Annotated in this window: 15 protein-coding genes and 1 pseudogene; 12 read left to right on the top strand and 4 right to left on the bottom strand. The window is 72.1% G+C overall.

Annotation, left to right across the window (positions count from 1 at the left end):
• The first annotated feature begins 35 nt into the window (after nucleotides 1-35).
• From JSQ78_RS09805 to paaZ, 3 genes are all read left to right on the top strand, one after another.
• Complete coding sequence (locus tag JSQ78_RS09805) at nucleotides 36-797, top strand: enoyl-CoA hydratase/isomerase family protein (RefSeq protein ID WP_211447278.1); 762 nt, start codon at nucleotides 36-38, stop codon at nucleotides 795-797.
• On the top strand, nucleotides 794-1,714 hold the full coding sequence (locus tag JSQ78_RS09800) for a 3-hydroxyacyl-CoA dehydrogenase family protein (protein WP_211447276.1): 921 nt from the start codon (nucleotides 794-796) through the stop codon (nucleotides 1,712-1,714). The genes JSQ78_RS09805 and JSQ78_RS09800 overlap by 4 nt, the downstream gene beginning before the upstream one ends.
• 135 nt (nucleotides 1,715-1,849) lie before the next feature.
• Entirely contained in the window at nucleotides 1,850-3,970 is a 2,121-nt protein-coding gene (gene paaZ, locus JSQ78_RS09795) for a phenylacetic acid degradation bifunctional protein PaaZ (protein ID WP_249295614.1), read from the top strand.
• A 60-nt stretch (nucleotides 3,971-4,030) separates the two neighbouring features.
• Here paaZ and JSQ78_RS14030 read toward each other — a convergent pair whose 3' ends face one another.
• From JSQ78_RS14030 to JSQ78_RS13875, 4 genes and pseudogenes are all read right to left on the bottom strand, one after another.
• The gene (locus JSQ78_RS14030; RefSeq protein ID WP_283245018.1) at nucleotides 4,031-4,711 is read right to left on the bottom strand and encodes a LysM peptidoglycan-binding domain-containing protein; all 681 of its coding nucleotides are present in this window, start codon (nucleotides 4,709-4,711) and stop codon (nucleotides 4,031-4,033) included.
• Between the two features lie 274 nt (nucleotides 4,712-4,985).
• A complete protein-coding gene (locus JSQ78_RS09785) occupies nucleotides 4,986-5,597 on the bottom strand; it encodes a TetR/AcrR family transcriptional regulator (protein WP_211447275.1) in 612 nt (203 codons plus the stop codon).
• Nucleotides 5,594-6,934, bottom strand: a complete 1,341-nt coding sequence (gene paaK, locus JSQ78_RS09780; RefSeq protein WP_211447274.1) for a phenylacetate--CoA ligase PaaK — start codon at nucleotides 6,932-6,934, stop codon at nucleotides 5,594-5,596. The genes JSQ78_RS09785 and paaK overlap by 4 nt, the downstream gene beginning before the upstream one ends.
• 94 nt (nucleotides 6,935-7,028) lie before the next feature.
• Nucleotides 7,029-7,247, bottom strand: a pseudogene (locus JSQ78_RS13875) (hotdog fold thioesterase); the annotation flags it as partial.
• Between JSQ78_RS13875 and JSQ78_RS13870 the strand changes: the two are divergent.
• The 9 genes from JSQ78_RS13870 (at nucleotide 7,174) to JSQ78_RS09735 (ending at nucleotide 13,747) form a co-directional block, all read left to right on the top strand.
• Nucleotides 7,174-7,458, top strand: a complete 285-nt coding sequence (locus JSQ78_RS13870; protein WP_249295613.1) for a hypothetical protein — start codon at nucleotides 7,174-7,176, stop codon at nucleotides 7,456-7,458. The pseudogene JSQ78_RS13875 and the gene JSQ78_RS13870 sit on opposite strands and share 74 nt — an antisense overlap.
• Before the next feature lie 63 nt (nucleotides 7,459-7,521).
• Nucleotides 7,522-8,511, top strand: a complete 990-nt coding sequence (paaA, locus tag JSQ78_RS09770; protein ID WP_211447273.1) for a 1,2-phenylacetyl-CoA epoxidase subunit PaaA — start codon at nucleotides 7,522-7,524, stop codon at nucleotides 8,509-8,511.
• Between the two features lie 112 nt (nucleotides 8,512-8,623).
• Complete coding sequence (gene paaB, locus JSQ78_RS09765; RefSeq protein WP_026372880.1) at nucleotides 8,624-8,929, top strand: 1,2-phenylacetyl-CoA epoxidase subunit PaaB; 306 nt, start codon at nucleotides 8,624-8,626, stop codon at nucleotides 8,927-8,929.
• Nucleotides 8,930-9,012: 83 nt separating this feature from the next.
• Complete coding sequence (paaC, locus tag JSQ78_RS09760) at nucleotides 9,013-9,867, top strand: 1,2-phenylacetyl-CoA epoxidase subunit PaaC (RefSeq protein ID WP_502756148.1); 855 nt, start codon at nucleotides 9,013-9,015, stop codon at nucleotides 9,865-9,867.
• A gap of 149 nt (nucleotides 9,868-10,016) precedes the next feature.
• Entirely contained in the window at nucleotides 10,017-10,448 is a 432-nt protein-coding gene (gene paaD / locus JSQ78_RS09755) for a 1,2-phenylacetyl-CoA epoxidase subunit PaaD (protein WP_249296033.1), read from the top strand.
• A gap of 1 nt (nucleotide 10,449) precedes the next feature.
• A complete protein-coding gene (gene paaE / locus JSQ78_RS09750; protein WP_211447271.1) occupies nucleotides 10,450-11,592 on the top strand; it encodes a 1,2-phenylacetyl-CoA epoxidase subunit PaaE in 1,143 nt (380 codons plus the stop codon).
• A gap of 17 nt (nucleotides 11,593-11,609) precedes the next feature.
• Nucleotides 11,610-12,383, top strand: coding sequence for an enoyl-CoA hydratase/isomerase family protein (locus tag JSQ78_RS09745; protein WP_211447269.1), 774 nt, complete (start codon nucleotides 11,610-11,612; stop codon nucleotides 12,381-12,383).
• Between the two features lie 45 nt (nucleotides 12,384-12,428).
• Entirely contained in the window at nucleotides 12,429-13,154 is a 726-nt protein-coding gene (locus JSQ78_RS09740; RefSeq protein WP_211447267.1) for a maleylpyruvate isomerase family mycothiol-dependent enzyme, read from the top strand.
• 35 nt (nucleotides 13,155-13,189) lie between these two features.
• Nucleotides 13,190-13,747 carry a DUF805 domain-containing protein gene (locus JSQ78_RS09735; RefSeq protein ID WP_211447266.1) on the top strand — a complete coding sequence of 186 codons (558 nt, stop codon included), beginning with the start codon at nucleotides 13,190-13,192 and terminating at the stop codon, nucleotides 13,745-13,747.
• Nucleotides 13,748-13,776: the final 29 nt, after the last annotated feature.

Genomic DNA, 13,776 nt, shown 5'->3' with positions numbered 1-13,776 from the left:
GATCCCTCGGGTGGCGCGGGCGGGGAGGTGCAGCGATGAGCGAGTCCCTGCGCGTCGAGGACCGCGGTGCCTTCGTGCTCGCGACCCTCGACCGGCCCGAGAAGCGCAACGCGATCGACCAGGACCTGGTGGATGCGCTCCACGCGCTGTGCGCGCGGCTCGAGGTCGAGCGCCGCACCCTCGTGATCACCGGCTCGGGGGGCACGTTCGCGGCCGGCGCCGACATCGCGCAGCTGCGCGAGCGGCGCGCGACCGACGCGCTCAAGGGCATCAACACCCGCTGCTTCCAGCGCATCCGCGCCCTGCCGATGCCCGTGATCGCCGTGCTCGACGGCTACGCGCTCGGCGGCGGCGCCGAGCTCGCCTACGCCGCGGACATCCGCATCGGCACCTCGAGCCTCAAGATCGGCAACCCGGAGACCGGGCTCGGCATCATCGCCGCCGCCGGCGCGACGTGGCGGCTCAAGGAGATCGTCGGCGACGCGCTCGCGGCCGAGATGCTGCTGACGGGCCGCATCCTCGGCGCCGACGAGGCGCTCGCCGCCGGGCTCGTGAGCACGGTCGTCGAGTCGCACGCGGCGCTCGAGCACGCCGCATCGCTCGCCGAGCGCATCGCGGCGCTCGACCCCGCCGCGACGCAGGCGACGAAGCGCGCGCTGATCGCGCCCGCGAGCGCGCACCCCGAGATCGAGCTCGCCGAGCAGGCGGTGCTGTTCGAGAGCCCCGAGAAGCAGCGGCGCATGACCGAGTTCCTCGAGCGCCGCGGCGAGCAGCGAGCGATGAAGGAGTCCCGATGACCGACGTGACCGAGGCGGTCGCCCCCGACGAGCGGCCGCAGGCCGACGACACCGACGCGCAGGTCGGCGCCGGCGCCCCCGAGCGCGTCGGCGTGCTCGGCGGCGGCCGCATGGGGGCGGGCATCGCGCACGCCTTCGTGCTCGCCGGCAGCGGCGTCGTCGTCGTCGAGCGCGACCCCGCCGCCGCGAGCGCCGCCCAGGACCGCGTCGCCCAGAGCCTGCGCAAGAGCGTCGAGCGCGGCTGGGCCGAGCCGCTCGCCGAGCTCGAGGGGCGCTTGCGCGTCGCGCTCGACGCGAGCGCGTTCGTCGACTGCGACCTCGTGATCGAGGCCGTGCCCGAGGACGAGGGGCTCAAGGCGGATGCGCTCGCACGCGTCGAGGCGGTCGTGTCACCGTCCGCGTCGCTCGCGAGCAACACGTCGTCGATCTCGATCGACCGGCTCGCCGCGGCGCTCTCGCGCCCCGAGCGCTTCCTCGGCCTCCACTTCTTCAACCCGGTGCCCGCATCCGCCCTCGTCGAGATCGTGCTGGGCCAGCGCACCGACCCCGCGCTCGCGAACGACGCCCGCGCGTGGGTCGAGGCGATCGGCAAGACGCCCGTGACTGTGCACGACGCGCCCGGCTTCGCCTCGAGCCGGCTCGGCGTCGCGATCGGGCTCGAGGCGATCCGCATGGTCGAGGAGGGCGTCGCGAGCCCCGGCGACATCGACCTCGCGATGGAGCTCGGCTACAAGCACCCCGTGGGGCCGCTGCGCACGACCGACATCGTCGGCCTCGACGTGCGCCTCGGCATCGCCGAGCAGCTGCACCGCGAGCTGGGCCCCCGCTTCGCGCCGCCGCAGCTGCTGCGCGACATGGTCGCCGAGGGCCGGCTCGGCAAGAAGAGCGGCCGCGGCTTCTACGACTGGAACGACTGATCCCCCGCCCCCGATGCCGTCGAACTTCCCGAAACCGAGGCTCTCCGGCGCCCGAGCCCGCCGGAGAGGGAAGTTCGACGGAGCGCGACCGGCCGGCGTTCCGCACATGCACCCCGACGAGTGATGGAGACGACGATGACCGACACGATGACCCGCACCCGACTGCTGCCGAGCTACGTGCAGGACGCCTGGTGGGAGCCCGCGAGCGACGAGGGCGCCGCCGTCGTGCGCGACGCCTCCACCGGCGAGGAGGTCGCGCGCGTCTCGACGAGCGGCCTCGACCTGCCCGCCGCGCTCGAGCACGCTCGCTCCGTCGGCCAGCACTCGCTCGCGCCGCTCACCTTCCACGAGCGGGCGATCCTGCTGAAGCAGATGGCGCTCGCGCTCACCGAGCGGAAGGGCGAGCTCTACGAGCTCTCGAGCCGCACGGGCGCGACGAAGCAGGACTCGTGGGTCGACATCGACGGCGGCATCGGCGTGCTCTTCACCTACTCGTCGAAGGGCCGCCGCGAGATGCCGCAGTCGACGATCTACCTCGACGGGCCGGTCGAGCAGCTCTCGAAGGACGGCTCCTTCCTCGCCCGCCACATCTGCACGACCCTTCCGGGCGTTGCGGTGCAGATCAACGCGTTCAACTTCCCCGTCTGGGGCGCGCTCGAGAAGCTCGCGCCGGCGTTCCTCGCCGGGATGCCGACGATCATCAAGCCCGCCACCCCGACGGGCTACGTGACCGAGCACATGGTGCGGATCCTCGTCGAGTCGGGGCTCCTCCCGGCAGGCGGCCTCCAGCTCGTCTCCGGCTCGGCGCGCGACATCCTCGACCACTTGCGGCTCGGCGACACCGTGAGCTTCACCGGCTCCGCGTCGACGGCCGCGAGCCTGCGGCTCCACGATGCCGTGCAGACGGGCGGCGTGCGCTTCACGGTCGAGACCGACTCGATCAACGCATCCGTGCTCGGCCCGGACGCCGAGCCCGGCACCCCCGAGTTCGACGCGTTCGTGCGCGGCCTGGTGAGCGAGATGACGTCGAAGGCGGGCCAGAAGTGCACGGCCATCCGCCGCGCGCTCGTGCCCTCAGGGCTCACGGAGGCGGTGACCGACGCGGTGCGCGAGCGGATCGTCGCGAAGGTGGTCGTCGGCGACCCGCGCGCCGAGGGCGTGACGATGGGGCCGCTCGCCTCGATCGAGCAGCGCGACGAAGTGCTCGGGCAGGTCATGAAGCTGCGCGAGGGCGGCGGGCAGATCGTCGTCGGCGGCGACGTCGAGCTGCGACTCGCCGACGGCACGGTGACATCCGTCCTTGGGGGCGTCGCCGAGGGCGGCGCGTTCGTCGCGCCGACGCTGCTCGCGTTCCGCGACGCCGAGGCGGATGCGCTGCACGAGATCGAGGCGTTCGGCCCCGTCTCGTCGCTCGTCGAGTACGGCTCGCCCGAGCAGGCCGCCGAGATCGTCGCGCGCGGCGGCGGCTCGCTCGTCACCTCCGTCGCCTCGCACGATCCGGTCTTCGTCGCCGAGCTCACGCGACGGATCGCGCCGCACAACGGCCGCGTGCTGCTGCTCGACCGCGACGACATGCGCGCCTCGACCGGCCACGGCTCGCCGCTGCCGATGCTCGTGCACGGCGGCCCCGGTCGCGCTGGCGGCGGCGAGGAGCTCGGCGGCATCCGCTCGGTGCTCCACTACATGCAGCGCACCGCGATCCAGGGCTCGCCGACCATGCTCACGGCGCTCACGGGCGTCTGGCACCCCGGTGCTCCGTCGTCGACGGAGGCACCGCATCCGTTCCGGAAGTCGCTCGCCGATCTCGCGATCGGCGATCAGGTCGTCTCGGAACGGCGCGAGATCTCGCTCGAGGACATCGAGCACTTCGCCGAGTTCACGGGCGACAAGTTCTACGCGCACATGGATCAGGCCGCCGCCGAGGCGAACCCGTTCTTCCCGGGCCGGGTCGCGCACGGCTACCTGCTGCTGTCGTTCGCGGCGGGCCTGTTCGTCGAGCCGGCGCCGGGCCCGGTGCTCGCCAACACCGGTCTCGACAACCTGCGCTTCATGACGCCGGTCTCGCCCGGCGACTCGCTGCGGGTGACGCTCACGGCGAAGCAGATCACGCCCCGCGAGACCGACCCCTACGGCGAGGTGCGGTGGGATGCGGTGCTCACGAACCAGGACGACGAGGTCGTCGCGCAGTACGACCTGCTCACCTACGTCGCGAAGACGCAGGAGGACGCCTCGAACCCGCCGGTCGCCTCGGCCTGATCGGTCGCGGTCGCGAGAGCGCCCCAGCACGTCGCGTGCTGGGGCGCTCTCGCGTCGCTGCTACTCGGCGGGGAGCACGAGCTGCTGGCCGGCCATGATGAGGTCGGGGTTCGAGAGCTCGTCCTGGTTGACGGCGAAGATGCCGAGCCAGCCGCTCTCGACGCCCTGCGCCTCGGCGATCTCGAAGAGCGTGTCGCCCGGCACGACCTCGTAGGTGTCGTCGCCCGGCTGCACGTCGGGGAGCTGCAGGGCGGCGGGCGCAGCCTGCGCGGGCTGCGCGGACGGCGCCTGCTGGGCGGGCGCCTGGGCGGGAGCGGCCTGCCGCGCGGGCTGGGCCTGCTGCGCGGGCTGCGGGGCGGCCGCGCGCGGCTCGGCCGCGCCGCTCGCGCCGATGCGTGCCGAGCACGTCGGCCACGCGCCCCAGCCCTGCCCGGCGAGGGTGTTCTCGGCGACGCGGATCTGCTCCGCGCGCGACGCGTCGGCAGGGTTGCCCGTGCCGCCGTAGGCCTGCCAGGTCGAGAGCGAGAACTGCAGGCCGCCGTAGTAGCCGTTGCCCGTGTCGATGGCCCAGTTGCCGCCCGACTCGCACTGCGCGAGCGCGTCCCACGTGGAGTCGGATGCCGCGTTCGCCGCGGTCGGCACGAGGACGGCGCCCGCGACGGTCGCGATGCCGGTGGCGACGATCCCGCCGATGGCTCGCTTCGAACGGCGCGCGCGAGTGGTGGTGTGCTGCTTGGTCACGATGAACTCCGCGGTCCCGCCTCGCGGCGCTCAGGGCGCGCGACCGCCCGACCGGTGCAATTGGATTCGATGGCGCGAGGGCTCTCGGGGCGGACACGACGGCTGCCCTTCGCGGTTCAGGGTGACGACACTACGCGAAGATCACGGTTTGGTAACGAATTCCGCTGAGCGCGAACGCGCGGACTCGAGCTCCCGTCGCCGCGCTCGGGTCTTGCGCGGTGGGCGATAAATTTACCGAGCGGTGAGCGCCTTGATAAACTTATCGAGGCGCTTGCTAGAGCGAAGCCGGGTCGTGCAGGCCCGTGCGCACGAGCTCGAGCACCGAGTCGGCGAGCTGCTCGGGCGTGATCGTCCCGTCAGGGCGGTACCACTCGACGATCGAGTTGACCATGCCGAACGTGAGCCGCTCAGCGATCCGCGGATCCATGTCGGCGCGCAGGGTGCCCTCGTCGCGCGAGAGCTCGAACAGCGCGCGGAGCTTCCGGTCGAACTCGCGCCGGCGGCGCATCGCCTCGAGCTCGATGGGCGTGTTGCCGCGCAGCCGCAGCAGCAGCGTCACGAACGGCATCTCCTCGCACAGCACGAGCACCGCGCCGCGGACGACGTGACGGATGCGGCTGACGACCGGCCCCGTCGTCGCCCCCGGGGACTCGAAGACGGCCTCGAGCGCGTCGAGCGCCCGCCCGAGCGCGACCTCGAGCATCTGCTCCTTCGACGCGAAGTGGTGGTAGATCGCCGACTTCGAGAGCCCGAGCTTGTCGGCGATCGAGCCGAGCGACGCCGCGTCGTAGCCGCGCTCGTTGAAGACCTCGACGACGACCTCGAGCATCGAGTCGCGGTCGTAGCCGGGGCGGCCGCGGCGGGCGGGCTCGGTGGCGGTCGTCATCTCACCAGTCTCCCAGCCTCTTCAGCAGCTCCACCGCGCAAGTCGTAGACGCGCTTGTACTTTCCCTCCGAGCGCGGCAGCGAGCCGCACGGCACGATCTGCACGCGCACTGAGGTGCCGATCTGCTCCTTGATGCGCACCCGCAGGATGTGCGCAGCCGCCTCCGACACCTCGTGCGGCACGTGCGGCGTCGGCTCGATCTTGACCGTGAGGTCGTCCATGCGGCCCGAGCGCGTGAGCTCGAGGATGAAGTGCGGCGTGAGGTGCTCGATCGCGAGCACGAGCTCCTCGATCTGCGTGGGGAAGAGGTTCACGCCGCGCAGGATGATCATGTCGTCGTTGCGCCCGGTGATCTTCTCGATCCGCCGCATGGTCGGCTGCGCCGAGCCCGGCAGCAGCCGCGTGAGATCGCGCGTGCGGTAGCGCACCACCGGGAACGCCGCCTTCGTCAGCGACGTGAAGACCAGCTCGCCCACCTCGCCGTCGGGCAGCGGCTCGCCCGTCTCGCCGTCGATGATCTCGGGCAGGAAGTGGTCCTCCCAGATCGTGGGCCCGTCCTTGGTCGAGGCGAACTCGCTGCCGACCCCCGGGCCCATGACCTCCGAGAGCCCGTAGATGTCGACCGCATCGATGCCCATGCGCTGCTCGAGCTCGTGCCGCATCTCGTTCGTCCACGGCTCGGCGCCGCAGATCGCGACCTTGAGCGACGTGCCGCGCGGGTCGAAGCCGGCGTCCTCGAACGCATCGGCGATCGTCAGCAGGTACGACGGCGTGCACATGATCGCGTCGGGCTCGAAGTCGCGGATGAGCTGCACTTGCCGCGTCGTCTGCCCGCCCGAGACGGGGATGACGGTCGCGCCGAGCCGCTCGATGCCCCCGTGCGCGCCCTGGCCGCCGGTGAACAGGCCGTAGCCGTAGGCGTTGTGCACCTTCATGCCCGGCCGCACCCCCGCAGCGCGCAGCGAGCGCGCGACGACATCGGCCCAGTTGTCGAGGTCCTCCTTGGTGTAGCCGACCACGGTCGGCCGGCCGGTCGTGCCGGAGGATGCGTGGATGCGTGCGACGCGCTCCATCGGCACCGCGAACATGCCGAACGGGTAGGACTCGCGCAGGTCCTCCTTCGTCGTGAAGGGCAGCCGCTGGAGGTCGTCGAGCGAGCGGATGTCGTCGGGCGTCACGCCGGCCGCATCGAGCTTCCGCCGGTACGTCGGCACGTTCGCGTACGCATGGCGCACGGTGTGCTGCAGCCGCTCGAGCTGCAGGGCACGCAGCTCGTCGAGCGAGAGGCGCTCGCCCGCGTCGCGGAGGTCGGCGGATGCGGTGGTCTGGCTGAGCATCGTTGCTCCTGTTCTCGTGCGGTCGGGAGGTGCCGAACGATCGGCCGCGGAACTCCGCGACCGTCTCGCCGGTCTCGTCGACGATCGAGACGTCGTAGAGGCCGTTGCGGCCGGAGCGCCAGCGGCGCTCGGCGGTCGCGGTGAGAGTCTGGCCCGCGTGCGTCGCCTTCGCGAACGTGATGTCGGCGCCCGAGGCGACCGTGACCGTCGCGTCCTCGTTGCACGCGTAGGCGAAGGCGGTGTCGGCGAGCGTGAAGACGAGCCCGCCGTGGGTGATGCCGAAGCCGTTCACCATCGCGTCGGTGACCTCCATCGTCAGCACCGCGCGGCCGCGCTCGAGCTCGACGATCTCGATGCCGAACGCCTCCTTGGCGCGATCGGTCTCGGCCATGATCGTGGCGAGCCACGTCTCGTCCCGCGTGATCTCGGGGTTCCGCGTCTCCAGCATGCGCGCTCCGTTGCGTCGTCCGGCACTGTCGGGCGCACCGTTGCAGGTCCGCCGCACCCGAGTCTATACTTACTGAACGTTCGGTCATTAATTCGGATCCGACCGGCCGGGATCAAGCACTGACGAGACGGAGTCGACGATGACGCTCACCGCACCCGACGCATCCGCCCTGCACCCCGACGGCGACGACGTCGCCGAGCTGCAGGCTCGCTTCGACGCGATCATCGAGGCCGATCAGCGCATCGAGCCGCGCGACTGGATGCCCGAGGCGTACCGCAAGACGCTCATCCGCCAGATATCGCAGCACGCGCACTCCGAGATCATCGGCATGCAGCCCGAGGGCAACTGGATCTCGCGCGCGCCGAGCCTCAAGCGCAAGGCCATCCTGATGGCGAAGGTGCAGGACGAGGCCGGGCACGGGCTCTACCTCTACTCCGCCGCGCAGACGCTCGGCATCAGCCGAGACGAGATGACCGAGCAGCTCATCACCTCGCGCGCCCGCTACTCCTCGATCTTCAACTACCCGACGCCGACGTGGGCCGACATGGGCGCGATCGGCTGGCTCGTCGACGGCGCCGCGATCTGCAACCAGGTGCCGCTGTGCCGCGCCTCCTACGGCCCCTACGGCCGCGCGATGGTGCGCATCTGCAAGGAGGAGTCGTTCCACCAGCGGCAGGGCTTCGAGATCCTGCTCGAGCTGAGCCAGGGCACGCCCGAGCAGCACCAGATGGCGCAGGACGCCGTGAACCGCTGGTACTGGCCGTCGCTCATGATGTTCGGCCCGCCCGACGACGAGTCGCCCAACTCGGCGCAGTCGATGGCGTGGAAGATCAAGCGCTTCTCGAACGACGAGCTGCGCCAGCGCTTCGTCGGCATGCTCGTGCCGCAGGCCGAGGTGCTCGGGCTCACGCTGCCCGACCCGAACCTGCGCTGGAACGAGGAGTCGGGCCAGTGGGACATGTCCGAGATCGACTGGACCGAGTTCAACGAGGTGCTCGCGGGCCGCGGCCCGGCGAACGCGCAGCGCATCCAGCACCGCCGCGACGCCCACGAGGAGGGCGCGTGGGTGCGCGAGGCCGCCGCGGCCTACGCCGAGAAGCAGGCCGCGCGCGAGCGCCAGGCCGCCTGACCCGACCCGACCCGACCCGACCCAAGCGTCGAACTTCCCCGAACCGGGGACTTCGACCGAGGAATCCCGGACTTCGGGGAAGTTCGATGGAGAGAGCAACGAGGAGACGACGATGTCCACCCCCGGAGATGTGGCAGGCGAGGGCTGGCCGCTGTACGAGGTGTTCGTGCGCGCCAACCGAGGCCTGAGCCACGTGCACGTCGGCTCGCTGCACGCGCCCGACGACGACATGGCGCTGCGCAACGCGCGCGACCTCTACACCCGCCGCAACGAGGGCGTCTCGGTGTGGGTCGTGCGCTCGAGCGCGATCACGACGAGCGACCCCGACATGAAGGGCGCGTTCTTCGAGAGCCCCGCCGGCAAGAACTACCGCCACGCGAAGTACTACGAGAAGAGCGCGGAGGTGCCGCACCTGTGAACGCCCAGCTGAACGACGCGGAGCTCGCCGAATCCGCGAAGGCGCCCGAAGCCGCACCGGCGACGCGCCGCGATGCCGCGTCGATCGCGGCCCTGCACGAGGCCGAGGCGGCCGACGTGCACGTCTCCGTCGACGACGTCGACCTCACGGCCGAGCTGACGGGGGCGGATGCGTCCACGCAGGCGAGCCCGGACGTCGCGGAGTACGCGATGCGGCTCGGCGACGACGCGCTCATCCTCTCCCAGCGCCTCGGCTGGTGGATCTCGCGCGCCCCCGAGCTCGAGGAGGACATGGCGCTCGGCAACATCGCGCTCGACCTGCTCGGCCACGCCCGCAGCCTCCTGCACTACGCCGGCACCGCGACCGGTCGCTCCGAGGACGACCTCGCCTACTGGCGCGACGAGCACGAGTTCCGCTGCGCGTGGCTCTTCGAGCAGCCGAACGGCGACTTCGCCCACACGATCGCGCGCGGCCTCATCGCCGCGATCTACATGCAGGAGCTCTACACCGCGCTCTCGGCGTCGACGGACGCGTCGCTCGCGGCGATCGCGGCGAAGTCGGTCAAGGAGGTCGCCTACCACCGCGACCACGCGGTGCAGTGGACGCTGCGGCTCGCGGGCGGCACGGAGGAGTCGCGCGCGCGGATGCTCGTCGCGCTCACCGACACGTGGCCCTACATCGATGAGCTCTTCCGCGACGACGAGCTGCACGAGCGGCTCGGCGACGTCGCCCCGCTGCCCTCGAGCCTGCGCGCGGGCTTCGACGAGGTGTGGAGCGCCGTGCTCGCCGAAGCCGAGATCGCCGAGAGCGACTACGTCAACCCGAAGATCGGGCACTCCTCGGGCGGCGGCCGCTTCGGCAACCACTCGACGCACCTCGGCCCGATCCTCGCCGAGATGCAGGTGCTCGCCCGCCGCCACCCGGGAGCGACGTGGTGATCGTGGCTGCTCCGAAGCTTCCGCCGACGCAGCCGAACCCGGGGCCCGAGACGGGCCCCGGCGCTGGCGTCGCGGCGGAGACCCGAAAGGGTCTCCGCCCTCAGCTCCAGCGCGCACGCGAGGTCGCGGCCGCCGTCGTCGACCCCGAGGTGCCCGTGCTCACGATCGACGACCTCGGCGTGCTGCGCGACGTGCGACTCGAGCGCGGCACGATCGTCGTCACCCTCACGCCCACCTACTCCGGCTGCCCCGCGATCGACCAGATGCGCGACGACGTGCTGCTCTCGCTCACCGCGGAGGGCTTCGGCGACGTGCGGGTCGACTTCACGCTCTCCCCCGCCTGGACCACCGACTGGATGAGCGAGGCCGGCAAGGCGAAGCTCGAGGAGTACGGCATCGCGCCGCCGACGCACCGCGCGGGCGAGCGCTCCGGCCCGATCCCGCTCTCGCTCGGGGTGCAGTGCCCGCGCTGCCGCAGCTTGCGCACGCGCGAGGTATCGCGCTTCGGCTCGACCGCGTGCAAGAGCCACTTCGAGTGCCTCGCGTGCCTCGAGCCCTTCGACCACTTCAAGGTGCACTGACGTGGCGGCGATCAACCTGGGCTCGACGGGGCTGGGCTCGTCGACCTCGCGCAAGCGCGCCCGCTTCCACGAGCTCGAGGTCGCCGAGGTGCGACCGCTCACCGCCGACTCGGTCGAGGTGACGTTCGCGGTGCCCGACGCGCTGCACGACGACTTCGGCTACGTCGCCGGCCAGCACCTCGCGCTGCGCAAGACGATCGACGGGCAGGAGCTGCGCCGCTCGTACTCGATCTGCCGCCCGCCGACCCCCGGCTCGATCGCGGTGGCGATCAAGCGCGACCTGGGCGGCCGCTTCTCGACCTGGGCCAACAGCGAGCTGCGCCCGGGCGATCGCGTCGACGTCATGGTGCCGCAGGGCACGTTCACCTCGGCGCTCGAGCGCGTCGACGGCGCGCACGTCGTCGGCATCGCGGCCGGCTCGGGCATCACGCCGATGATGGCCCTCGCCCACGAGGTGCTCGCGCGCTCCGAGACGTCGACGTTCTCGCTCGTCTTCTCGAACCGGTCGACGCTCGACGTCATGTTCATCGAGGAGCTCGCCGACCTCAAGGATCGCTATCCCGCTCGGCTCGCGCTGCACCACGTGCTCTCGCGCGAGCAGCGCGCGGCGCCGCTCATGTCGGGCCGCATCGACCAGGAGCGGCTCGAGCGCATCCTCACCGACCTCATCCGACCCGAGAGCGTCGACGAGTGGTTCCTGTGCGGGCCGTTCGAGCTCGTGCAGCTGTGCCGCGACGTGCTCGAGGCGAAGGGGGTCGATGCGGCGCACGTGCGCTTCGAGCTCTTCACGACCGGTCGCCCGGACGACGCCGGCGGCGACCGCGGCCGGCCCGTGCAGGTCGAGGCAGGCGAGCAGACGTGGACGCTCGACTTCACGCTCGACGGGCAGTCGACGCAAGTGGAGAGCCCGATCGCCGCGCGCGAGTCGATCCTCAACGCGGCGCTGCGCGTGCGACCCGACGTGCCGTTCGCGTGCGCGGGCGGCGTGTGCGGCACGTGCCGCGCGAAGGTCGTCTCGGGCAGCGTGCAGATGACGGAGAACTACGCGCTCGAGCCGGACGAGCTCGAGCGCGGCTACGTGCTCACGTGCCAGTCGCACCCGCAGCCGGATACCGCCCGCGTCGTGGTCGACTACGACGTGTGACCGGGGAGGATCGCCACATGATCGAGCTGACCATCGCCGACGACATCGCCGAGGTCGTGCTGAACGCGCCCGCGAAGCGCAACGCCCTCGACCCATCCGCGCTCTCGGAGCTCTCGGATGCGTACGCCGAGGCCGAGCGCGCGGGCGTGCGAGCGCTCGTCCTCCGCGGCGAGGGGAAGGTCTTCTGCGCCGGCCGCGACATCTCGGGCGTCGACCCGCGCACCGACGACGTCGAAGGGTTCCTGCACCGGCAGGTGCAGCCGCTGCTGCAGCGGATGTCGGCGTTCCCCGCGCCCACGTTCGCGGCCGCGCACGGCGCCGCGCTCGGCGTCGGCCTCGGCCTCCTCGTCGCGACCGACGTCGTCTACGTCGCCGAGTCGACGAAGGTCGGCAGCCCTTTCGCGGCGCTCGGCGCGACGCTCGACTCGGGCGGGCACGCGCTGCTCTTCGAGCGGCTCGGCGCGCACCGCACGCTCGACCTCATCTACTCCGGCCGGCTCATGACCGGCACCGAGGCGGTCGCCGCGGGCCTCTTCTCGCAGGTCTTCCCCGACGACGCCGTGCTCGAGGCGACGCGCGCGGCGGCCGCGCACGCCGCGCAGGGACCGACGCTCGCCTACATCGCCTCGAAGGAGCTCATCCGGGGCCTCCGCGACGAGCGGCTGGGCCTCTGGCAGTCGATGGGCGGCGAGAGCGCGGCGCAAGCGGCGCTCTCGCAGACGGCCGATTACCGCGAGGGCTTCGCGGCGTTCCAGCAGAAGCGCACCCCGACGTTCACCGGTCGCGACTGAGCGTTCTCGCCGCTCGAGGCGCGCTGGGTGGCGTAGCGTGCGGCCATGGACCACGTGAGCGCCCTCGCCGACCTGCAGGGGCAGTTCCTCGAGACGGCGCGGCGCGCGGATCCCGCGACGCCGGTGCCGTGGCTCGGCCGGTGGACGGTGGAGAAGCTCGTCGTCCACCTCGCGCGCATCCACCACTGGGCCGCGGGCCAGGCGCGGCGACAGCAGGAGACCCCGCTCGGCCGCGGCCCCTTCGACGCGCCCGCGCTCTACGCCGAGTGCGCGGCGGAGCTGCGCGAGACGCTTGCCGACCTCGACCCCGCCGCGCCGGCGTGGACGCTCCTCGACGACGGGGGGCCGCGCGACGAGCGCACCGGGCCGCAGCCCGGCAGCACCGTGCGGTTCTGGCACCGCCGGCAGGCGCACGAGACGCTCGTGCACCTCTGGGACCTGCGCGCCGCGATCGGCGAGGACGTCGCGGCGCCGCCGGAGCGCTGGCTCGACTGCCTGCACGAGGTCGTGACCGTCATGCATCCCCGGCAGGTGCGCCTCGAGCGCGTCGCGCCGCCCTCGGCGGCGATCGCCTTCCGACCCGAGGGCGCGGGGGCATCCCTCGCGCTCGCGGGAGCGCCCGAGGGCGCCGAGGCGGTCACGATCGCCGGGTCGTCGAAGTCGCTCGCGCTGCTCGCGTGGGGCCGCCTCCCGCTCGACGCACCGGGCATCGGCCTGCGCGGCGACCGCTCGCTCGCCGCGGCCGTGCTCGGGCAAGGGCTCACGCCGTAGGCGCGACGGCAGCCCTCGTGCGCCATGATGGCTGCGTGACGAGCACCACCACGCGCACCGCGGGCCTCCCGCCGGTCGGCCAGCCGCTGCACGGCGCCTCCTTCGGCCAGGCGCTCAAGCGCTTCTTCCAGGGCTACGTGCACTTCTCGGGCCGTGCGAGCCGCAGCGAGTTCTGGTGGGCGATGCTGTTCACGGGCCTCGTCTCGCTCGTCGCGCAGATCCCCTTCTGGATCGCGTACGTGCAGCTCATCGTCCGCACGATCGAGCTGCAGGAGCGCGGCGTGACCGCGAGCGCGGACCAGGTCGCGGGACCGCTCGGCGCGATGCTCGGCTGGCTCGCCCTCCTGCTCGTCGTCGGGCTTGCGCTGCTGCTGCCGACCTACGCGGCCATGTGGCGGCGGCTGCAGGACGCGAACTTCCACGGCGCGTTCGCGCTGCTGAGCATCGTCGGCTTCGGCATCGTGCCGCTCATCATGTGCATCCTGCCGTCCAACCCGGCGGGCGTGCAGTACGACCCGGTCTACCGGGCGATGTACGGGCACGGCTACGCCCAGCCCGGGCAGCCGAACGGACAGCAGCTGTACGGACAGTAGCTGTACGGACAGGCTCAGTACGGACATCA

Source organism: Agrococcus sp. Marseille-Q4369 (genome assembly GCF_018308945.1).
Lineage (GTDB): Bacteria > Actinomycetota > Actinomycetes > Actinomycetales > Microbacteriaceae > Agrococcus.
The sequence above is the reverse complement of the archived record's forward strand: the minus strand, read 5'-3'. Positions and strand labels throughout refer to the sequence as shown.